This is a genomic window from Acinetobacter sp. ABJ_C1_1, assembly GCF_044684115.1.
In the GTDB taxonomy this organism is placed as follows: domain Bacteria; phylum Pseudomonadota; class Gammaproteobacteria; order Pseudomonadales; family Moraxellaceae; genus Acinetobacter; species Acinetobacter nosocomialis_A.
Genome location: NZ_JBITPU010000010.1, coordinates 33,537 through 54,202 on the forward strand (window position 1 = coordinate 33,537; position 20,666 = coordinate 54,202).

At 38.3% G+C, this 20,666-nt stretch carries 19 protein-coding genes; 10 read left to right on the top strand and 9 right to left on the bottom strand.

The genetic code is table 11. From position 1 onward, the window contains the following. Positions 1-22 precede the first annotated feature (22 nt). Genes ACG59Z_RS12320 through ACG59Z_RS12335 form a run of 4 tightly spaced genes read left to right on the top strand, consistent with a single transcriptional unit; the run spans position 23 to position 3,610 of the window. Positions 23-1,051 carry a glycosyltransferase gene (locus ACG59Z_RS12320; RefSeq protein WP_400199632.1) on the top strand — a complete coding sequence of 343 codons (1,029 nt, stop codon included), beginning with the start codon at positions 23-25 and terminating at the stop codon, positions 1,049-1,051. After that, positions 1,048-1,803 carry a polysaccharide deacetylase family protein gene (locus tag ACG59Z_RS12325; RefSeq protein ID WP_400199634.1) on the top strand — a complete coding sequence of 252 codons (756 nt, stop codon included), beginning with the start codon at positions 1,048-1,050 and terminating at the stop codon, positions 1,801-1,803. Before ACG59Z_RS12320 ends, ACG59Z_RS12325 begins: the two co-directional genes overlap by 4 nt. Further along, a complete protein-coding gene (locus ACG59Z_RS12330; protein ID WP_400199636.1) occupies positions 1,800-2,564 on the top strand; it encodes a glycosyltransferase family 2 protein in 765 nt (254 codons plus the stop codon). Before ACG59Z_RS12325 ends, ACG59Z_RS12330 begins: the two co-directional genes overlap by 4 nt. A gap of 11 nt (positions 2,565-2,575) precedes the next feature. After that, complete coding sequence (locus tag ACG59Z_RS12335) at positions 2,576-3,610, top strand: glycosyltransferase (protein WP_400199638.1); 1,035 nt, start codon at positions 2,576-2,578, stop codon at positions 3,608-3,610. Here the strand turns inward: ACG59Z_RS12335 and ghy are convergent. Beyond that, positions 3,607-4,497: a glycosyl hydrolase Ghy gene (gene ghy, locus ACG59Z_RS12340; RefSeq protein ID WP_400199640.1), complete on the bottom strand. Its 891-nt coding sequence runs from the start codon at positions 4,495-4,497 to the stop codon at positions 3,607-3,609. The genes ACG59Z_RS12335 and ghy overlap by 4 nt on opposite strands. 68 nt (positions 4,498-4,565) lie before the next feature. On the opposite strand from ghy, the gene ACG59Z_RS12345 reads away from it, so the two are divergent. Together ACG59Z_RS12345 and ACG59Z_RS12350 are read left to right on the top strand one after the other, a co-directional pair. Continuing rightward, on the top strand, positions 4,566-5,321 hold the full coding sequence (locus ACG59Z_RS12345) for a glycosyltransferase family 25 protein (protein WP_400199642.1): 756 nt from the start codon (positions 4,566-4,568) through the stop codon (positions 5,319-5,321). A gap of 29 nt (positions 5,322-5,350) precedes the next feature. Further along, a complete protein-coding gene (locus ACG59Z_RS12350; RefSeq protein WP_400199643.1) occupies positions 5,351-6,280 on the top strand; it encodes a lipooligosaccharide outer core biosynthesis glycosyltransferase GtrOC6 in 930 nt (309 codons plus the stop codon). A 36-nt stretch (positions 6,281-6,316) separates the two neighbouring features. Here the strand turns inward: ACG59Z_RS12350 and ACG59Z_RS12355 are convergent, their stop codons facing one another. Next, positions 6,317-6,535: a hypothetical protein gene (locus ACG59Z_RS12355; RefSeq protein WP_311069845.1), complete on the bottom strand. Its 219-nt coding sequence runs from the start codon at positions 6,533-6,535 to the stop codon at positions 6,317-6,319. A gap of 202 nt (positions 6,536-6,737) precedes the next feature. On the opposite strand from ACG59Z_RS12355, the gene ACG59Z_RS12360 reads away from it, so the two are divergent. Beyond that, entirely contained in the window at positions 6,738-7,766 is a 1,029-nt protein-coding gene (locus ACG59Z_RS12360; protein WP_311069846.1) for a stealth conserved region 3 domain-containing protein, read from the top strand. 58 nt (positions 7,767-7,824) lie between these two features. Here ACG59Z_RS12360 and aspS read toward each other — a convergent pair whose 3' ends face one another. Both aspS and ACG59Z_RS12370 read right to left on the bottom strand, forming a co-directional pair. Continuing rightward, positions 7,825-9,609 carry an aspartate--tRNA ligase gene (gene aspS, locus ACG59Z_RS12365; protein ID WP_263614574.1) on the bottom strand — a complete coding sequence of 595 codons (1,785 nt, stop codon included), beginning with the start codon at positions 9,607-9,609 and terminating at the stop codon, positions 7,825-7,827. Positions 9,610-9,778: 169 nt separating this feature from the next. Next, a complete protein-coding gene (locus ACG59Z_RS12370) occupies positions 9,779-10,543 on the bottom strand; it encodes a DUF4184 family protein (RefSeq protein ID WP_400199646.1) in 765 nt (254 codons plus the stop codon). A 124-nt stretch (positions 10,544-10,667) separates the two neighbouring features. On the opposite strand from ACG59Z_RS12370, the gene znuD reads away from it, so the two are divergent. Together znuD and ACG59Z_RS12380 are read left to right on the top strand one after the other, a co-directional pair. Further along, positions 10,668-12,680: a zinc piracy TonB-dependent receptor ZnuD gene (gene znuD, locus ACG59Z_RS12375; protein ID WP_400199648.1), complete on the top strand. Its 2,013-nt coding sequence runs from the start codon at positions 10,668-10,670 to the stop codon at positions 12,678-12,680. 74 nt (positions 12,681-12,754) lie between these two features. Continuing rightward, a complete protein-coding gene (locus ACG59Z_RS12380) occupies positions 12,755-14,218 on the top strand; it encodes a phospholipase D family protein (RefSeq protein ID WP_400199650.1) in 1,464 nt (487 codons plus the stop codon). A 272-nt stretch (positions 14,219-14,490) separates the two neighbouring features. Here the strand turns inward: ACG59Z_RS12380 and ACG59Z_RS12385 are convergent, their stop codons facing one another. After that, positions 14,491-14,937 (bottom strand): hypothetical protein, encoded by a 447-nt coding sequence (locus ACG59Z_RS12385; protein ID WP_400199651.1) that lies wholly within the window; start codon positions 14,935-14,937, stop codon positions 14,491-14,493. Positions 14,938-15,100: 163 nt separating this feature from the next. On the opposite strand from ACG59Z_RS12385, the gene ACG59Z_RS12390 reads away from it, so the two are divergent. Then, on the top strand, positions 15,101-15,475 hold the full coding sequence (locus ACG59Z_RS12390; protein WP_400199653.1) for an RcnB family protein: 375 nt from the start codon (positions 15,101-15,103) through the stop codon (positions 15,473-15,475). A 45-nt stretch (positions 15,476-15,520) separates the two neighbouring features. Here ACG59Z_RS12390 and ACG59Z_RS12395 read toward each other — a convergent pair whose 3' ends face one another. From ACG59Z_RS12395 to ACG59Z_RS12410, 4 genes are all read right to left on the bottom strand, one after another. Next, positions 15,521-16,003, bottom strand: coding sequence for a phosphate-starvation-inducible PsiE family protein (locus ACG59Z_RS12395; RefSeq protein WP_311069851.1), 483 nt, complete (start codon positions 16,001-16,003; stop codon positions 15,521-15,523). 120 nt (positions 16,004-16,123) lie between these two features. Then, on the bottom strand, positions 16,124-17,905 hold the full coding sequence (locus ACG59Z_RS12400) for an acyl-CoA dehydrogenase C-terminal domain-containing protein (protein WP_343569722.1): 1,782 nt from the start codon (positions 17,903-17,905) through the stop codon (positions 16,124-16,126). A gap of 167 nt (positions 17,906-18,072) precedes the next feature. Beyond that, positions 18,073-19,875, bottom strand: a complete 1,803-nt coding sequence (locus ACG59Z_RS12405) for an acyl-CoA dehydrogenase C-terminal domain-containing protein (protein ID WP_019457492.1) — start codon at positions 19,873-19,875, stop codon at positions 18,073-18,075. 292 nt (positions 19,876-20,167) lie between these two features. After that, positions 20,168-20,545 (bottom strand): hypothetical protein, encoded by a 378-nt coding sequence (locus tag ACG59Z_RS12410; protein WP_263614566.1) that lies wholly within the window; start codon positions 20,543-20,545, stop codon positions 20,168-20,170. Positions 20,546-20,666: the final 121 nt, after the last annotated feature.

A 20,666-nucleotide genomic window follows, 5' to 3' on the forward strand; every position in this document is an offset into this window, starting at 1 on the left:
TGATGGAATTATAGAGTTAAGAATGAAAATATTGCATATCGCAAATTTTGGCTTTAATAAACAAGGCGCACATTTTTACTGCACAGACCGTAAAATTTCTGCCGGATTAATTGAAAATGGCCATTTCGTTTATGATTTTAGTTTTCGTGATATGGCTCGAATGGGCACCATTTTTAAAACAAAAAAATTGGGTGCTAATTGGGCCAACAAAGAAGTATTAAAAGTCGTCAATAACATTGAGCCTGATTTGGTGCTTATTGGTCATAGTGACTTGATGAGTTCAGATGTTCTAAGACAAATTAAAGAAGCTTATCCAAATACTAAAATAGCATTTTGGTATGTTGACCCGCTTTATTTAGAGGGCAAACTTGGCTTTGTAAAAGCATTCTCTCCGTATTTGGATGCTATCTTCTGTACAACTGGTGGTGAGTATCTACAGAAGTTGAAGCAGCCTCATTTAAGCGTAGCCTATTTGCCAAATGTGGGTCATCGTAATGTAGAAACACTACAGCAATTTTCAAATACTAATACGGATAAGACCTTTATTTTTTGTGGCGTGGTTTATAAAGAACCTGAGCGTGAGAAGTTCTTAAAAGATTTGGCAGATGCTTTGCAACAAGGCCATGTGAACTATCAATATTATGGTTGTTTTGAAGAGCCTGGTGTTTATGGTAAAGCGTATTATAAAGTTCTATCTGAAACAAAAATGGGACTTAATTACTCACGCCGTAATGATGTAACCTTGTATAGTTCTGACCGTATTGTACAGCTGACTGGTAATGGTTTATTGACTTTTAGCCCAAGAATTCCGGGTTTTGAAAAGCTCTACACTGAGCAGGAAGTGGTTTACTTTGATGATCAATTTGATTTGGCTAAGAAAATCAAATTCTTTGATCAGAATCCAGAGCAGGCTGAAAAAATAGCGAAAGAGGGCTGGGAGAAAACGCGTAGATCTTTCAATGCTAAACGCATCACCCAGTTTATGGTTGAAGTGACATTTAAGCAGCCTCTTTCAGAAGATTATGAATGGTCACATGAGGTTTATGCATGATGTGGTTTTTGTACGTTGCGGTAGGCCTATTAGTACTTGCTGCACTGTTATATGTGCTGGGTAATTATACATTCTGGCTTCCGTTTCGTTCGAACAAACTACCACGCATTGTCATGTTGCATCAGGTTACTCCTAAAGATGCAGCCTCTGGTATGAACATGCCTCCTGAAAAGTTTGAACAACTTTTACAGTTGTTGACGCGTAAGGGGACTACTTTTTGTTTTGTTTCAGAGCTTGAACAATACCGTAATCAAAAGAATGTCGTTGCTTTAAGTTTTGATGATGGCTTTATGGATAATTATCTTTATGCCTATCCATTACTTAAAAAATATAATGCAAAGGCAACCATTTATTTGGCGACGCAAATTGAAGGCATCGAAAAGCTAACTCATGATCAAATTCATGAAATGGCGAATTCAGGTTTCATTGAGTTTGGGGCACATACCCAACATCATGTGAACTTACTTAAGCTTGATGATCAAACTGCTTATGATGAGATGCTTCAGTCTAAACGTGACGTTGAAGCATTAGTTGGGAAGTGCCCGAGCTTTGCTTATCCATTTGGTCGTTTTAATGAAAAACATCAGAAAATGGCTCAAGAGATTGGCTTTAAAAACGCAGTATCGACTCGTAAAAAAATCGAAGCTTACGAAGCAGTTAATCAATTTAATATTCCACGTGTCAGCACGCATGGTGCCATGAATGCTTTACAGATGCGTATCGCCCTTGCTAAAGGACGTTATAAGTTATGAATAAAATTCCATGTAGTGTCTATATTGTTACTTTAAATTGTGGTGCTTGGTTAGAGCGAACATTACAAAGTGTCAGTGAGTTTGATGAAGTCATTATTTTAGACTCGGGCAGTATTGATAATACTTATGAAATTGCAGAGCGCTTCGAAAATACGCAAATATCCCATCAAGACTGGCAAGGTTATGCTGGACAAAAAAGTTTGGCTTTAGCAAAGTGCCGAAATGATTGGGTACTCAATCTAGATGGTGACGAAGTCTTATCTAAGGAGTTAAAACAAGAAATTGTTGCGACTATTCAGCAGAACAAGCTTGATGCTTTAATTACACCGATTAATGACGTGTTTTTAGGTGTTCCAAACAGTAAACATACTAAAAAACATGCAAAGGTGCGTTTTTTTCGCAAGTCTAAAGGGCACTATGATCTTGCCAATAAAGTCCATGAAAATGTGATAGTAGATGGTGAATCTCAGCGTGCTCAACATGATATTTATCATTATGGCGAGTCGAGCATTTTCGTTAAGGTCGAAAAAAATAACCAATATTCCAACTTAAAAGCATTAGAGAAATACCAAAAAGGAAAGTCTCCAAGTGTTGCTAAATTGGTTTTGGTGATGCCAGTGACTTTTATGAAGTCTTATTTTATTCGCCGTAGTTTCTTAAATGGTTGGCGTGGTTTCGTAAATAGTATGATTAACGCGTTTTATGCTTTTCTAAAAGAAGCCAAACTATTTGAACAGACCATGAATAAAGATAAAAAATAAGTAGGCAAGCTATGAAAATTGTTCAGGTATTGGCAACTAGTGGTGGAGTTGGTGGTTTAGAGCAGCACACTTTTAACCTTGTTAATGAGCTCGCTTTAAACCATGAAGTACATGTGATTGCACATCCTTGCTATCTAGACAAGTTTAGCCAACAAGTACATTTTCATGCGGTTGATTTTGCGCGAAGCCGTTGGAATATTTTTTTACTCTGGCAACTTAAAAATCTTATTCAACAAATCCAACCTGCTATTGTTCATGCACAAGCAGGAAAGGCGGCTGAGCTGATTGCCCGAATTAAGCCATTTTTATCTGGCCCAAAATTTGTAACGACGGTACACGGCACGAAAAAGAATAAATCTGCGTATTTAGCAGGTGATGCGGTTATTGCGGTGAGCCAAGCACTCACGCAAGGCATTCCTGAGTCTAAAGCACACGTGGTTTATAACGGGGTATATCCTCAAGCTGCTCTTACAACTGAAAATAAAGAAAAGCTACTTCAATCTATTCGAAAAGATTTTGCTGAGCTAGACACAAGCAAGAAAGTTGTTATGTGCATTGGACGTCTAGAGCCAGTAAAAAATATCAGTTTACTGATTGAGTCGATGCAACAGATTGATGCCAATTTATGGATTATTGGTGATGGTTCACTTCGAGCAAGTTTAGAAAAACAAGTCAGTGAATTAAACATGCAAGATCGGGTGACTTTTCTTGGGTTTAGAACTGATGCTCGAGATTTGTTGCAATTAGCAGATATCGTGGTTTTGTCATCAGATCGTGAAGGTTTTCCACTTGTTATGGTCGAAGCTTTACAGGCTGATAAAGCAATGGCTTCAACCAAAGTAAACGGTGTGATTGAGTGGCTGCCAGAGCAATATCTGGCAGAAATTGGAGATGCACAAGGTTTAGCAAAAGCGATTAAATGTGCGCTTCAACCTGAAGCTCAACACGACTTTAGCCCTTTATATGCAAAAGCCAAGGCTGAACTGACTGTACCAGCCATGGCTGAGCAGACGCTTCATATTTATAAAGGCCTGCTGAAAACTTAATTATTCTTCGGTGTAAGGCGGATGGCATCAAGTACCACGAAGTTATCTTCGACATTAATGGTATGGCAACCGTCATCTGCTTGATTCCAGTCTGGTAAAACTACTTCTAGTAATTTTTCTTCATAAGCTGTCGGGCTAAGCTGAGTAATTGCCTTTAATTCGATATTGCCGCCATAGCGTTTTAAAGAATCTTGGCTTGGTCGAACCAGTTGTCCTTTATAAATAAAAGGTTTACCTGCCATACGGAACTGCTGACTGCCTCGGCACACTGGGTTCATTGGGTGCTCTTGCCAGCTCGGATTTAAAATATCTTCGGTAAAGAATAGGTCTAAACGGTCACCAAATTTCTTACAATCACGACGCGTTGAAGTAAAAAGATACCATAAGCCTTCATGATAAAAAGGGGTGCTGTCGACTGCTTCGATATTCTCAATCAGATTGGAATGTTTTTCCCATTTCAGGGGAAATTCCGTACATTTCCAAAGTTCAATCGTCTTGTTGGCAGAAGTTTCTGGGATCATGTACCAAGTGTCTTCTAACTTAAATACACAAGGATAAGAAAGGTGATAATCGAGCTTTAGGATTGTCTCTGGTGGCGTGTAGGTGCCATCTTTAAAGACTTCTAAAACAGAAAGAAAACCTACTGGATGTTCATCATCAACTTCTTCAAAAAAAATGAAATGACGGCCATTTTCATAAGCATAAAAACTATCTGCAAAAGTAAACTTTCTAGGGGAGTGGATCTCAAAGAGAGAATTTAATTGTTCAAGTGTTGTAAAAGGTTGTTCTAACCAGCCAAAACGCATATACCAATGAGAGTCAAAAGTTTTTGCTTTTTTTGCTTGTTGGTACTTGTACCATTTTTTTTGGATTAGGCGATTTAGCATTAAATTTTACACTCGATATAACTATAATTAGATAGACTATCCATGACTCATTTTAACATTTGAATGAAATGAAAAAATATTTAATCAGTATTGAATCTACGAATAGTGAACGTTTAAAAAAGCTGTACTCTCAGCCAACATTTTACAAATATCGCGATGAATTCAAGCAATTTGGGGTTATAGGGAAAAATTTAAGTGTTAGTGAGTATTTTCAACAAGGTGTAGCAGGCAAGAAAAAACCGATGACGCCTGGTGAGCTTGGTTGTGCCATGTCTCATATTGCTGCTTTAAAAGATTTTTTAAGCTCCGATGAAGAATATGCAATTATTTTTGAAGATGATGTGATCGAAAGATTTGAAATTGATTTTCAAGATTTAGAAAAACACATCCGTTCTTTGAATTTAGATCCTTGTTTTTTCCTAAGCTTGGGCGGTATTCAAATGAAAATTTGCAACCGCGTTCGTGGAAAATTTTTACCTGAAGAATTATATAACCAGAAAATTTTGAAAGTTGATTACGACTATCTTGAAAAACTTGCCTATGCTTATGCCTATGTTGTAGATCGTAAAATGGCACAAATGTTGGTTGATTATCATCAACCGATAAAAATTTATGATCATTGGCAGGGCCTTGTAGGACGAGGGGATTTTAGCTTCTATGTCAGCTTTTTATTCGATCATCCCATTATTGAAAATAATGATGCTTTAAGTTACTTAGAAAAGGAAAGGAGTCTAATTACGCCTCTTTCTCAAGATGACAGTGATTTTTTACGTTACTTAAGAGTTAAATTAAAGAAATATATACTTAATAAATATATAATTTAGCCGTTTTTTTAGGTTTTCTTACTAATTTTATGATTAAGCAAAAAAATATTATCATTGGGTCAGCAACAGGATATCAGGCTGGCCTTATCTCTTCCTTTGTATGTTCTTTGGAAAAGTCAGATTTTAATGGGGTCTTGGTTTTAATTATATATCAAGAGCAACTTGCAGAGTTTGTTACGGCATTTTCTCATATTAAGAAATTTAAAATTGATTTTAAAATTTCAACAATTGGGAAATTTAAATCCAAATCAAAATATTCTGGTATTTATAAATTTAAATTTTTTAAAAATATTCTAAAGAGAATTATTAGCTTAACAGTAAATGAGGAAAACTCTGCATCAAAGATAAAAGCGCTTAAAATCACAGGTTATCCGCATGTGAGCCGTTTCTTTGAATATAAGGAAATTGTAGAAAGCCATCCTGATGCTTCACATGTATTGCTTAGCGACGTTCGAGATGTATTTTTCCAAAGTAATCCTTTTAAAAATCTTGGTAAGGGTTTATTTGTTGGGATGGAGAATCCGGATTTCACCATAGGTACTGAGCAATATAACCAAAAATGGATCTTGGATGCATATGGAGAGAGTTTTTATAACATTGCAAAAGATGAGCAAGTTTCTTGTTCAGGTGTCACTATTGGTGATCGGGAATCAATTAAAGTCTACATCAATAAGATGATTGAAGAATTTTGCAAACAGCCATATCAAAAAATGTCTGAAAGAATTTATGATCAAGCCATGCATAATAAACTATTAATTACTAATGAATTGGCCAATACAATTCGTTGTCAGCCATTTGAATCTATTATTGTAACGCTTGGACTATATCCAATAGATCAAATTGCAGTTAATGATCAAGGCTTTATTATTAATCGCAATCAAGAAATTATTCCGGTTGTCCACCAGCATGATAGACATCCGGAACTGCTTCAGTTATGTGACAACTATATTAGCAAGTAGGTTGAGAATTATCTAAATCTTATGAAGGGGCGGATATTAATTTTTATCCGCATTTCCTTTAAGTACCATATAAATCAGCGCAACAAAAATAAGTAATGCACCTACAAGGCTACTTACGCAAAAATAAAGAATACGTTGATTCGTTGTTAAATTGAATAACTCATGGGCAAGGATATAGCGCATGAAAAACCATTGTGCTAAAGAGAATACAATCACGACTAAAGCATGTCGACGAACGTCAGGACGCATTGCCATAATCAATTACCATGCGGGAGAAAAGAGCAGCTATTATGCCATTTGCCCACTGTCACCTCAATAGACTATGAATTAACGAAATTGTTTAGAAAAAATAAAAATATGAATGAATTGTGAACTTTTATTAACATTAATAAATAGTAATATCCCTCTTATTTGCTAAAACTTTTATTATCTTGTTGAATTTAGCCAGGGGAGAATAATGCAGCCTATTGATTTTGTAATGATTTGGGTCGACTCAACTGATACTGAATGGCAGCAAGATTATATATATTATAAATCTAAAGAAACAAATATACAGGTGACGGAACTCGTTGATGAATGCCGCTATCGAGACTGGGATAATCTTCAATATTGGTTCAGATCAGTTGAGAAATTCTGCCCTTGGGTACGAAAAATTCACCTTGTAACTTGTGGTCATTTCCCTGAATTTTTAGTTGAAAATCATCCTAAATTAAACTTGGTTACCCATGATCAAATTATAGAATCAAATTGTTTACCTACGTTTAACTCTCATGCTATTGAAATTAATATTCATAAAATAAAAGGGCTTGCAGAGCATTTTGTATATTTCAATGATGATACTTTTATTAATAGATCTTTAGAACCAGAGTTTTTCTTTAAAAATGGCTTACCTTGTGATGGTATTCGGCTACAGCCTTTGATGGTTGTTGGTGAGGAAAATTTTTTAGGCGCAGTTGCTTTGACTGATGTTGCGATTATTAATAAATATTTTGATAAGAGAAAATTATTTCGAAAAAATCCTTATGCACTTTTTAATCCTCGATATTCGATAAGTAATAATTGGGGTAATTTCTTAAGTTTAAATAATCGAAAATACTCAAGCTTCTATAGTACTCATTTGCCTCAACCATTTTTGAAATCGGTATTTGAAGAAGTGTGGAAAAATGAAGAAGCTTATTTGAAGGAGGTATCAAGTCATCGATTTAGGCAGCCTTTAGATGTTAACCAATATTTGTTTAGGTTATGGCAGCTTTGTTCAGACCGCTTTTACCCTGTAAATATATTTGAGCGCGGCCAAAACTTTAACTTAAGAATACAAAATCTTCCTGAAATTGATCATGTTATTAAAAATGAGCAGCTTCCACAGATTTGTTTAAATGACGATGAGCAAGTGGTTGATTTTGAAAAATTAAAAAAAGAAATTATTCAGATTTTTGAACAGAAATTTGATACGGTTTCAAGCTTTGAAAAAGAAATGTCTCATTAAAATTCGCTCATTAAAAAACCCTGCATAAGCAGGGTTTTTTAATTTGAAAATCTAAAAATTATTTAGATTCTTCAGCTTTTGGCTTTTCACGTAAGCGGATGCCCAAGTCACGAAGTTGGTTCGCTTCAACAGGAGCAGGTGCTTGAGTAAGTGGACATTCAGCAGTTTTCGTTTTAGGGAATGCAATAACGTCACGAATTGAAGTCGCGCCAGTCATAAGCATTACTAAACGGTCAAGACCAAATGCCAAACCACCGTGAGGAGGAGCGCCATAACGAAGTGCGTTAAGTAAGAAGCTGAATTTCTCTTCTGCTTCTTCATCAGAAATACCAAGCGCTTCAAAAATCGCTTTTTGCATTTCTAATGTGTAAATACGAAGTGAACCACCGCCAACTTCAGTACCATTCAATACCATGTCGTAAGCAACAGAAAGTGCTTCGCCTGGATTGCTCTTCACGTCTTCTACGCTAGATTTAGGCAATGTGAATGGATGGTGAACAGAAGTCCATTTGCCATCGTCAGTTTCTTCAAACATTGGGAAGTCAACAACCCAAAGTGGAGCCCACTCACAAGTTGAAAGGTTCAAGTCATGACCAATCTTGACACGAAGCGCACCCATTGCATCATTTACAACTTTAGCTTTATCAGCACCGAAGAATACGATATCGCCATCTTGCGCGCCAACACGTTCCAACAGCTCAAGTACGATCGGTTCAATGAATTTCACGATTGGAGATTGAAGACCTTCAATTCCTTTAGCGAGTTCATTAACTTTGATGTAAGCCAAACCTTTTGCACCATAGATGCCAACGAATTTAGTGTATTCATCAATTGCACTACGTGGCAATGATGCTGCACCTGGAACACGTAAGGCAACAATACGGCCTTTAGGATCTTTTGCAGGGCCAGCAAATACTTTGAACTCAACTTCTTGCATTAAGTCTGCAACGTCAACGAGTTTCAACGGAATACGCAAATCTGGTTTGTCAGATGCATAGTCACGCATAGCTTCGCTATATGGCATACGGCGGAATTTTTCAAATTTTACGCCAAGCAAGTCGTTAAATAATTTAACAGTCATGCCTTCCATCAAATCCATGATTTCATCGTCGTTTAAGAACGATGTTTCAATGTCGATTTGAGTGAATTCTGGCTGACGATCAGCACGTAAGTCTTCATCACGGAAACATTTCGCGATTTGGTAGTAACGATCGATACCACCCACCATCAATAATTGTTTGAACAATTGAGGTGATTGTGGAAGTGCGTAGAAGCTACCATTTTGTACACGACTTGGTACTAAATAGTCACGTGCACCTTCAGGAGTTGCACGAGTTAAAATTGGAGTTTCAACGTCTAAGAAACCGTGATCGTCTAAATAGTTACGAATCAAGTTAGTTACTTTAGAACGGAAACGTAAACGATCTAGCATTTCTGGACGACGGATGTCTAAGAAACGATATTTTAAACGGTGTTCTTCTGACACGTTAATCGTGTCATCATTTAACGGGAATGGCGGAGTTTCAGAAGCAGCAAGAACTTCGATTTCTTTGCCTAACACTTCGATTTGACCACTCACCATATTTGGGTTTTCAGTACCTTCATAACGGCGACGAACACGACCTGTAATTTTTAATACATATTCAGAACGTGCTTTATCTGCAGTTGCAAATGCTTCTGGAGTATCTGGGTCAATAACCACTTGAACGAGACCATCACGGTCACGCATATCAAGGAAAATAACACCGCCATGGTCACGGCGACGATGTACCCAACCGCATAATGTAACGGTTTGGTCGATTTGGGCTTCAGTTAAAGAGCCGCAGTAATGAGTTCGCATCATGATGAAGATTATCCAAACTATATTGGCTGAAAAGACGGATGCGTAAACCGCGCACCGTCAAAAAAGTAAGTTTTCGATTATGCCCTGTTGAATGGCATGCGACAAGAACTAGATCAAAAAACAGCTATAATTTAGCTAAAAATGAGCAATTTGGCAGCAAGTTTACCCATTAGCCCATTCTTTGTTGCCGATCTAAAAACAGGAATAATAAGCACCCTAAACTAAAAGTACTTAACCAACCTTGCATGAACTCATTAATAGATCGACCTGTAAAATAATAGGTATCGGTATGCCAAACTTCATGAGGAATGTAACGGGCATAATCCCAAAAAGAAAATAAGCCCAAAAGGGTAGATAAAATAAACAGCGACCATGCAAAAATTTTAATTTTATGACTTATTTTCCAGTGCTGTTTATGTTTTTGATAGTAATGAATACTCATCCAACCTAAAAAGGGTAATGCTAGAGCAGAAGAACCGAGTTGAAGTAGACGGTGCAAAGGATATGGGCGACCAAAGAAATGAACCGTTTGGGATAAAAAATCTTGGAAGATGAATGTTCTAAAGTCAGAGTGGGTAAGACCATCCCAAATGAGATGAGTGGCTATCCCGATAATAAGCGCAAATATAATTCCAATAAAAAACTGGATAAAACGTTTAAAAGAGCCTAATTTCAAATCATGCTGAATACCAAAAAAACGGTAAACCACAGGCCGATAAAGTAAATACCAAATAGCACAGAACAATAAACCTAATGCAAGGTTTGGGTAGAGCAAACCTTTCCATTGATGAGTCAGCATACTGGACTGAACTGTAAATAAGCGGTAAAGGTCAGGTGTCATACTACCAATAGCGAGTGCAGCAATAGGCAGTATGTTTCGACTTAGTTTAGCAATCGGTGGAGCGATAACAGCATGAGAGATTGTAAAAGGCATTGGAAAAGGAAGCTTCTCACATCATCAAAACAATGAGTCTAACGAAACATGCCTTCGACTAATGTTTTTTATTGCAAAACGTTTGGAATGTTATAATATAACAAAAAAATATGGGTCATTGACTATGCAGCTCAAAACACAGCTTTTTGTTCTCTCATTATTATCATTTTCTATTCAGCAAGTGATGGCAGCAGATGAGACAAATACTAAGGAAGAGAAACCTGCCGAATTGGCAACAATTAAGGTTAAAGCAGAAACTACAGTACCACCTAACAATACGTCTTTGGCAGAAGGGGCAACCAGTATTGGTAATGCCTTAAATGGTCAGGCAGGGGTTTATTCAGCTCAATATACGGGAGGGGCGAGTCGTCCTGTGATTCGTGGTCAAGATGGTACACGCGTCAAGATCGTACAAAATGGTGGCGATGTAATGGATGTTTCATCTGTATCGCCAGACCATGCCGTTACGGTTGATCCAAACTCTGCCCAAGATATTCAGATATTAAATGGTGCTGAAGCATTACTATATGGGGCAGGCTCAGTCGGCGGACTGGTGAATGTTGTTGATGAAAAAATTCCAACCAGCATGCCAGATAAGGGCTATCAAGGAAAAGCTGGTGTTCGCTACAACTCAGGTAGTGATGAGCTACTTTATTCAGGGCAAGCGACAGTTGGTTTAGGTGATCATGTTGCGCTACGCGTTGGTGGTTTAAAACGCGATGCCAATGACTATATCTTGCCTAAAGAATTACAAACAGATGAGCGTCGTCAGGACAGCACTTTTGCCGACTCTAAAAACTATAATGCTGGACTGTCTTGGATTGGTGACCGTGGATTTATCGGTGCTTCATTTAGCCAGCGCCACGATCAATATGGTATTCCTGCTGATAATGAGCTTTTTGGTTCATGTGAACGTGATGGCTTGCATCTGGTGTGCGGAGCAGGTGACCCATCAGCCAATCAGGGAATTGGTCACGAACATGATGCGTCATGGATTAATCTCAAAGAAAAGCGTTATGACTTAAAAGGTGAGTTAAAAGACCCGTTTGCGGGTTTTGCTAAAGTTGCAGCGCAAGCAAGCTATACCGATTATCAACATGAAGAAATGCATAATACTGATGTCGGAACAACCTTTAAAAGCAAAGGGATTGATAGCCGAGTTACATTAGAAAATAATGCTTGGGCTGGTTGGACAGGACAAATTGGTGCGCAATATACCCAACAAAAACTGAATATTGTTGGTGATGAGTCGATTATGGACCCAAGCAAAACCCAACGTTATAGCGTATTTGGTTTGCAACAAAAACAAATCAATAACGTCAATCTTGCGGTTTCTTCTCGTGTTGACCATCAAACTATCGACATTGAGTCAGATCAAAAGAATTACACGGGTACTGGATATTCAGTTGCTGGTACAGCAAGCTGGGAATTTATTCCGCAATACAAATTGTCCCTCACAACATCACACCAAGAGCGTTTGCCATTTGCTCAAGAGTTGTATTCGGACGGTATTCATATGGCGACCAATACCTATGAGTTGGGTAATGATAACCTTAAGAAAGAGCGCTCAAATAATGTTGAGTTAGGCTTGCACTTTAATAATGACCTCTTGAAATACAATGTAAGTGTGTTCCATAACCGTTTTGATAATTTCATTTATGCCAATACTTTGGATGAGTTCCAAGGCTTCCGTCTTATTCAATATAGTCAAGATGCAGCGAAGTTCTATGGCGTCGATGCTGACCTAAGCTACCAAATTTCACCTGTATATAATTTAGGGTTATTTGGCGATTATGTTCGCGGCAAAATTGATAATGAAAATGCACCACGTATTCCTGGTGGACGTTTAGGTACTAAAGTCAAAGCAGATTTTGGTGATGGCTGGGATGGTTCTGCCGAGTATTATCATGTATTTAAACAAGATGATATTGCTAATTATGAAACTAGAGGGCAGAGCTATAACATGCTGAATTTAGGCGTTGGTTATAACGGGAAATATAGCAACATTGGTGATTACCGAGTGTTCCTGAATGCCAATAACTTGTTAGACAGCCGCATTTATCAGCATGAGTCTTTCCTCGCAAATGTTCCACAAGTCGGACGTAATTTTACTGTAGGTGTGAACTTTAGTTTCTAAAGCCTAACACGAAACTAAACTTGAAAAATCAAGCTAAAAGACCTAATTTGAAATGATCAAGTTAGGTCTTTTTTATGCGTATTTTTCAGCGGATTCATCAAAAAATAAATTGGTCAGGGCGTCGTTATATGGCGGTATTACTTTGCGTTGTTGCTATTGCATATGTTGCATCGGCAATTTACCACACAGTAAAACCATTACCACAGGGCATTAACTTTAGTGGCAAGCTTAGACATGCCGATGTCAAATTTTTAGCAGATAAAACTTATCTTGATGCCAATGGTCAGCAGAAGCTTGATCAGCATATTTTTGATGAAATCTTAAAAATGATTGATGAGGCAAAGACTACGATAGTGGTCGATATGTTCTTGTTTAATTCAGAAGTCGGTGATTCAAAAATAAAGCAAAGACCATTGATGCAAGAGCTGACTGATGCATTAATCAATAAAAAAAGACAAAACCATCAAATTCAGATTGTATTGATTACTGACCCGATTAACTCAGTTTATGGTGGTTTAAGGCCTGAGCATTATCGTCAATTACGTCAAGCTGGGGTTGATGTTATTGAAACAAATCTGGCACCTTTACGGGCGTCGAATCCACTTTGGTCAGGTTTTTGGTATATCTGTTGTCAGAATGTTGGAAATAATCCAGACAAAGGCTGGCTTCCAAACCCATTTGGTAATGAAAAAATTACATTACGCAGTTATCTGAACTTATTTAATTTTAAAGCGAATCACCGTAAGACATTGGTCGTTGATACCGATGCTGGCTGGAAATCATTGGTCACTTCAGCAAATCCACACGATGGTAGTTCGAGACACTCTAATGTGGCGTTGGTTGTAACAGGAGCCACAGCTACTGATATTCTCCAAACAGAAGCTGCTGTTGCACAAATATCTGGAAGTAGCTCTCCATCACTGATTTTAGGTGACTTTGAAAAAGATATAACCAAGCCTCAAGTTCAAGTGTTAACTGAAGGCGCGATTTATGAATCTGTGCTGAAACTAATTAACTCGGCTAAACCTAAAGAACATCTCGATTTGAGTATGTTCTATTTGTCTGAACGCAAGATTATTGAAGCTCTAAAAAATGCTCAAGCACGAGGTGTGATTGTTCGTGTTTTACTTGATCCAAATAAAGATGCATTTGGAAGACAAAAGAATGGTATTCCAAACCGTCAGGTTGCTTCAGAACTACATGCTGCTGGTATACCAATTCGCTGGTGTGACACTCATGGTGAGCAGAACCATAGCAAAATGATTTTGAAATATAACGACCAGCAAGCTGAGTTGATTGTAGGATCTGCCAACTTTACGGCCCGTAATTTAAAAAATTACAACCTTGAAACGGATATGCTGGTTATCGGCAAAGTTCAAGATCAAGTTTTTAAAGATGCTCAGGATTACTTCAATACGTCATGGTCAAACTTGCAAGGCAAACAGATGAGTGTGGATTACGCGAAGTATGCCGATGAGTCTAAAGTGAAGTATTGGATTTATCGTTTTATGGAATGGTCAGGGTTATCGACTTTCTAATTCTATTTTTTATATAAAAGTTGAGGTGATATGTTCACTACGGAGTCTTGCTTAGTTTGGTTCTAAACTTGGAGCTTATTCGTTGCCGTGATTTTGTATAAAATTAGCAAGGTGATTGGCGACATGGATGTCGCCGTTTCACTGTGTTGCAGGGAAGCAACATCAGTGAAACAAAGGTTTTTGTCACTTTTGACCTTTCAAAAGTGAGGCATTAGCCTATACAAAAGATATTAGAATATCACTGTGAGTAAAGGCTGTGCCATAAGTCCGATTTAAGGTGCAGGCGGAATTAATTGATCCAAAGCTTTATCATCTAACTTTTCTATTTCACTCAAATCAGTCTTGATTTTCCACTGAGATTCATCATCTACAGGATTAGGTAAACGTGCCTCAAGCCAATCACAAACGACATCTGGATTAAACTCAGGGTGATTACACTGAATAATCCACGATAAAAAGTCTTTTGCTTCACCATTCATATAAGGTGGTGGTGACACCGGAAAAAATAGTGTTGGTAGACGCTCATTCGTCGAGAGATAATTTAAAACATGACCGAGTTCTTGTACGATTTGCCATGCAAGTGGGTGTTCTACATCAATACTGAACTTAAACCACCAAGCGTGTTCGCCATCTGCTCCATGTGCCATGATACGGGCTTCTTGTACACTTGGAACTTTGCAGAAAAATTGATGAAGACGTTCAAAACTGATTTCAGACACAGCAATTGACCTAGCTTGGAAAATGCTAATGGTAGCACAGATACAGATTCTTCATATTTTCTTTATAGTCATTACAAACAATATCAATCAAGTCTGTTTTATTCATGGTTTCTCCTCGACTCTCTTTTAATCTAGCTCTATATCAAGACAAAAGGGATGCACCATGAAAAAGCCAATCGTTCTTGTACTTTCAACTTTAATGTTGGGTATATCTGCTACTGCGATGGCGGATTCAAATAATCGCTGGGATGATTATCACGGTAGAGATAATCGACATTATGAAAAGCACTATGATCATCGTTATGATCGACGCGATGACCATAGACCACCAGTTTGGTCAAATGCGAACCGTGGCCATGAATATGTCGTAATCAAGCGAGGGGAGCGTATTCCTGTAGAATATCGTGATAACCGCTACTTTGTTTCAGACTGGCGTGCACACCGTTTATATGAGCCACCACGTGGATATCACTGGGTGAAAACACCGAATCAATATTTATTAGTTGATTCACACCACCAAGTTTATCGTGTTCGTTAAAAGAAAAATATAGATATGAAAAGGCCTCAATATTTGAGGCCTTTTTTATGCTAATTCATCATCTTGGGGTTGAGGAGTTTTTAGAGATGCTGGAGTCTTTGAGTGCTTTTCTTTCATGACCGATGGATAATTCCATGAAGCAAAACGAACCACTAAAATAGAAATCGCTAAAATTAAAATTGAACCAGTAATAATGACTTGATCGATATCCGCTTTATGGTCATGTTGGATATCTGAAATCAGCAAACGCGTTAAGGCTGTAATTGCCACATAAATAAGAAATCGAACCGGCATATGATTGGTTTTAAAATAAATACCGACCATCGCTCCAAGTTCTAAGTAGATAAATAATAATAAAATATCATCAATTGAAGCATACTTTTTGATAGTTAAAATTTCAAAAACGGTATGTGCAGCTGACCAAGCCACCATACAGCCGATAATGAATAAAGCTAAATAATGAAAAGCTTCAACGGCATAGTGTCCAAACCGGTCGAGCGTTCTTTCAAACTTTTTAGGATCAGGCATAGTAAGATCTTTTTTTGATATGAGTATGCCTAGAAAATAAACAAATTTTATGCCAATAGAAATAGTAAATACAAAATAAAAAAACGCCTGATTACTCAGGCGTTTTTATGAAAAACTTAATTATGCTTGGTTAGTAAAGTAGTCTTCACTAAAGCCCATAATTAAGTCAGCACCCGCTTTAATTTTAGCAATACGTGCATCAATATCCGGCAAGATACGTTCAACAAAGTATTGAGCTAAAGCAAGTTTGTTTTGGTAGAAGTCACCAGATTTGTCTTTAGCCGCGGCAGCAATTTTCGCAAACATATAAGAGAAGCTGAGTAAGCCTACTGCATGTAAGTAATCAACAGCAGCAGCATTTGGGAAGTCTACATTTTCAGCAGCTTGTTCAATAATAAACTGAGTAATCGCTTCAATTTCAGTTGCAGCATCTAAAGTTGCATCTTTAATGAAGTTCAAATCGGTGTCTAAGTCATTTGCAAAGTCACGAATTTCAGTGATGTATTCAGCAATGAATGCACCGCCACATTTAATGGTCTTACGACCAATTAAATCTTGAGATTGAACGCCGTTGGTACCTTCGTAGATTTGAGCAATACGAAGATCACGAATACATTGTTCCATACCCCATTCACGAATATAACCGTGACCACCAAATACCATTTGAGCATCTAAAGTTGCTTGGAATGCTGTATCTGTAAGGTAAGCTTTTGCGATTGGTGTTAAAAGCGCAACGCGATTATTGGCTTTTTTCACAGCTTCTGCATCAGTTGAGAACTTAGTGATATCGAGCTGTTGACCTACATAAACTGCAAATGCACGAGAAGCTTCGTTGTTTGCACGTACGTTTAACAACATACGGCGTACATCACCGTGTACTAAAATACTGTCAGCAGGTTTGCTTGGTGATTGAACGCCCGCAGCACTACGACCTTGTAAACGATCCGTCGCGTATTGAGCAGCATTTTGATAAGCAAATTCAGAAGCACCTAAGCCTTGAATACCCATTGATAAACGTTCGTAGTTCATCATAACGAACATTGCAGCAAGGCCTTCGTTTTCTTTACCAACGAGGTAACCTTTTGCTCCGTCAAAGTTCATCACACAAGTAGCAGATGCTTTGATACCCATTTTATGTTCAATAGAACCTGGGCCAACATGGTTACGGTCGCCTACAGAACCATCTTCATTTACAAGGTATTTCGGTACGATAAATAGCGAGATTCCACGTGAACCAGCAGGAGCATCAGGAGTTTTAGCAAGCACTAAGTGAATGATGTTTTCTGCTAAATCGTTATCACCACCAGTAATGAAGATTTTAGTACCAGTAATGTTATATGTACCGTCTTCATTACGCTCTGCTTTAGTTTTGATAATACCTAAATCAGTACCTGCGTGTGGTTCAGTCAAGCACATAGTACCTGACCATTCACCTGAATAGATTTTAGGTAAATACGTTTCTTTTTGCTCTTGAGAAGCATAGCTGCTTAAAGCCATACCTGCACCCACTGAAAGAAGCGGGTAGAGCATGAAAGATGGGTTTGTCGCAAATAACATTTCATCGGCAAGAACGGTAAGCATTTTTGGCATGCCTTGACCGCCCCATTCTTCATCTGCGCCTAAGCCAATCCAACCACCTTCTGCATATTGACGAAATGCATCTTTAAAGCCAGCAGGAGTAAAGACTTCGCCATTTTCGTAACGAGCGCCTTCTTCATCACCAGTACGGTTTAATGGATGAGTCACGTTCTGAGCAAATTTAGCCATTTCTTCTAAAATTGCTTCAGCAGTTGCAGCATCTACATGAGCGAGTTTCTCATTAGACTGCCAAAATTGTTCTGCTTTAAATACATCATTTAAGATGAATTTCATATCAGCTAAAGGAGCATTGTAAATTGGCATAATCGTTCACCTTTTTTATGCACATCGACCTGTGCTAGATATCCTGTAAAACGAAATGGATATTGAATTTAAAGTCTAAATTTATCACTGATTTTATAAAAAAAGGACCGTCAAAACTGAGCAGTCCTTTTTTGGTTTTTAACATTGCATATCGCAACTAACTATGGTTAGAAAGCGAAATGTTCAGCATCTAATGACATCAATGGATCTAGACCACCAGCAATCACGTCTACATGAGAACGTACGCGTGGCAAGATTTTCTTGAAGTAGAAGCGAGCAGTTGTAACTTTCGCGTTATAGAAATCAACGTCAGTTGTACCTTCTGCCAATTTCTCTTGTGCTACAAGTGCCATACGAGCCCATAGATACGCTAAAGTTACGTAACCAGCGAAGTAGAGGTAATCTACAGCTGCTGCACCCACTTCATCCGGATTTTGCATTGCACGCATACCGATTTGCATAGTGAGGTCGCCCCATTCTTTGTTTAGCGCAGCAAGTGGCTCAACAAATTCTTTCATGGCAGCATTGTCTTTATTTGCTTCTACAAACTTGTGAACAATCTTGGTGAAATCACGAAGCATTGCACCTTGAGTTTGTAAAACTTTACGGCCTAACAAGTCTAGTGCTTGAATTTCAGTTGTACCTTCATACAAGCAAGCAATACGTGTATCACGTACGATTTGCTCCATACCATGCTCAGAAATAAAGCCATGACCACCGAAGACTTGAACACCGTGCTTAGCAGACTCAGAACCTGTTTCAGTTAAGAATGCTTTTGCAATTGGAGTCAATAAAGACAAGATATTGTCAGCAAACTTGCGCTCTTCTTCAGATTCGCCTTTCTCAACGATATCTGCATATTGAGCAAGTAAGTAAACAAGTGCACGACCACCTTCAGCAAACGCTTTTTGAGTTAAAAGCATGTTACGAACAGCAGGGTGAACAATAATAGGATCTGCTTCTTTTTCTGGAGCTTTAGGACCAGAAAGTGAACGCATTGCTAAACGCTCTTTCGCGTAAGTTAAGGCACCTTGGAAAGATGACTCAGATGCTGCTAAACCTTGAACAGCAGTACCAATACGTGCTGTGTTCATGAAGGTGAACATACAGTTCAAACCACGGTTTTCAGGTCCAATTAAATAACCTTTAGCTTGGTCAAAGTTGATGACACAAGTCGCGTTACCATGGATACCCATTTTGTGCTCGATAGAACCACAACGTACCGCATTACGCTCGCCCACAGTTCCATCTGCATTTACATGGAATTTAGGAACGATGAATAACGAAATACCTTTAGTACCTTTAGGTGCACCCGGAAGGCGAGCAAGAACGATATGGATGATGTTTTCAGCCATGTCGTGTTCACCAGCAGAGATAAAGATTTTCTCGCCAGAGATTGCATAGCTACCATCTGCATTTGGTTCTGCTTTAGTGCGGATAATACCTAAGTCTGAACCTGCGTGAGATTCAGTTAAGCACATCGTACCTGTCCAAACACCTGAAACAAGGTTTGGTAAGTACGTATTTTTTTGCTCATCAGAACCATGATGTTCTAATGTACGTACTGCTCCGTGAGACAAGCCAGGGTACATACCCCATGCCCAGTTAGAGCTACCCACCATTTCAGAAATTGCGATACCTAAAGAGTTAGGTAAGCCTTGACCGCCGTATTGTTCTTCTGCTGATAAAGATGGGAAGCCAAGTTCAATATATTTTTGATAAGCTTCTTTAAAGCCTGTTGGTGTAGTTACAACACCATCATTCCAAGTACAACCTTCGCGGTCGCCAACTTGGTTTAAAGGAGAAAGTTCATTTTCACAGAAGTCTGCCGCAGCTTCTAAATATTGATCAACCAATTCACGGCTTACGTTACCTTGGAAATCAGGTAATTTTGCATAGTGTTCTTCAGCATTTAATAATTCATGCAAAACGAATTGCATATCACGTAAGGGCGCTTTGTATTGTGGCATATCGGGTTCCTCAATACTGGTGAAACCAGAGTTATAATCCTAATCTACGATAATGTGCCATAAGAGGCACCTTGAACCATTACATCGTGCAACAACTTGCATAACTGTACAAGCACCTCAGGGCCTTTACTTTGTGACTGCAAAGTCAAGAAAAAAATACTTGAACTATGTAAGTGCTTTGAGTGTAAACACTTTTAGTGAAATTTAGATGAGACAAATAGTCAAAATCGTAAGTAGTTATGTACACAAAAAAAGGCACCTATAGGCGCCTTTTATTTGAATATTTTTAGAATTATTTTGCTTGAGGTGCTACTGGAGCCGGGGCATTTATTGGAGGTTGAGGGCGCTTTGGCTCAAAACGAAGGTTACATGTACCTTCAAGTGTTCTATCTCCAACTTGAACATTTACAGCTTGACCATTTGCTTTGCCTTCACATGCTTTTTGAATCTGTTCAAAACGAGCTTGACGTTCTGCACGATGCTGTTCCCACGCTGCTTTTTGCTCAGGGGTAAATTCACGGTGTTTCATACGGTGGTGGCCATCTCGTGGACCATCTTGCATCATGTGATGTTCTGAATTAGGCGTTTGCGGGTTTGATTGACACGCAGCCAAACTGCCCATAGTTACAATTGCTGCACTGAATAATGCGATTTTTGCCGTCATTTTCATGTTTAAAGCCCTTTAATGTTTGTTTTCAGATGGCTTAAAGATTAGATAATAAAGATGAAGAAACAATGGAGAGTTTTTCTTTTCGTTGTTAGTTACAATGCCAAATATAAGGTAAAAATGA

Excerpts from the sequence above, each read along its gene's own strand:
- ACG59Z_RS12320 (WP_400199632.1), top strand. The coding sequence starts at position 23 with ATGAAAATATTGCATATCGCAAATTTTGGCTTTAATAAACAAGGCGCA.
- ACG59Z_RS12325 (WP_400199634.1), top strand. The coding sequence starts at position 1,048 with ATGATGTGGTTTTTGTACGTTGCGGTAGGCCTATTAGTACTTGCTGCA.
- ACG59Z_RS12330 (WP_400199636.1), top strand. The coding sequence starts at position 1,800 with ATGAATAAAATTCCATGTAGTGTCTATATTGTTACTTTAAATTGTGGT.
- ACG59Z_RS12335 (WP_400199638.1), top strand. The coding sequence starts at position 2,576 with ATGAAAATTGTTCAGGTATTGGCAACTAGTGGTGGAGTTGGTGGTTTA.
- ghy (WP_400199640.1), bottom strand. The coding sequence starts at position 4,497 with ATGCTAAATCGCCTAATCCAAAAAAAATGGTACAAGTACCAACAAGCA.
- ACG59Z_RS12345 (WP_400199642.1), top strand. The coding sequence starts at position 4,566 with ATGAAAAAATATTTAATCAGTATTGAATCTACGAATAGTGAACGTTTA.
- ACG59Z_RS12350 (WP_400199643.1), top strand. The coding sequence starts at position 5,351 with ATGATTAAGCAAAAAAATATTATCATTGGGTCAGCAACAGGATATCAG.
- ACG59Z_RS12355 (WP_311069845.1), bottom strand. The coding sequence starts at position 6,535 with ATGGCAATGCGTCCTGACGTTCGTCGACATGCTTTAGTCGTGATTGTA.
- ACG59Z_RS12360 (WP_311069846.1), top strand. The coding sequence starts at position 6,738 with ATGCAGCCTATTGATTTTGTAATGATTTGGGTCGACTCAACTGATACT.
- aspS (WP_263614574.1), bottom strand. The coding sequence starts at position 9,609 with ATGATGCGAACTCATTACTGCGGCTCTTTAACTGAAGCCCAAATCGAC.
- ACG59Z_RS12370 (WP_400199646.1), bottom strand. The coding sequence starts at position 10,543 with ATGCCTTTTACAATCTCTCATGCTGTTATCGCTCCACCGATTGCTAAA.
- znuD (WP_400199648.1), top strand. The coding sequence starts at position 10,668 with ATGCAGCTCAAAACACAGCTTTTTGTTCTCTCATTATTATCATTTTCT.
- ACG59Z_RS12380 (WP_400199650.1), top strand. The coding sequence starts at position 12,755 with ATGCGTATTTTTCAGCGGATTCATCAAAAAATAAATTGGTCAGGGCGT.
- ACG59Z_RS12390 (WP_400199653.1), top strand. The coding sequence starts at position 15,101 with ATGAAAAAGCCAATCGTTCTTGTACTTTCAACTTTAATGTTGGGTATA.
- ACG59Z_RS12395 (WP_311069851.1), bottom strand. The coding sequence starts at position 16,003 with ATGCCTGATCCTAAAAAGTTTGAAAGAACGCTCGACCGGTTTGGACAC.
- ACG59Z_RS12400 (WP_343569722.1), bottom strand. The coding sequence starts at position 17,905 with ATGCCAATTTACAATGCTCCTTTAGCTGATATGAAATTCATCTTAAAT.
- ACG59Z_RS12405 (WP_019457492.1), bottom strand. The coding sequence starts at position 19,875 with ATGCCACAATACAAAGCGCCCTTACGTGATATGCAATTCGTTTTGCAT.
- ACG59Z_RS12410 (WP_263614566.1), bottom strand. The coding sequence starts at position 20,545 with ATGAAAATGACGGCAAAAATCGCATTATTCAGTGCAGCAATTGTAACT.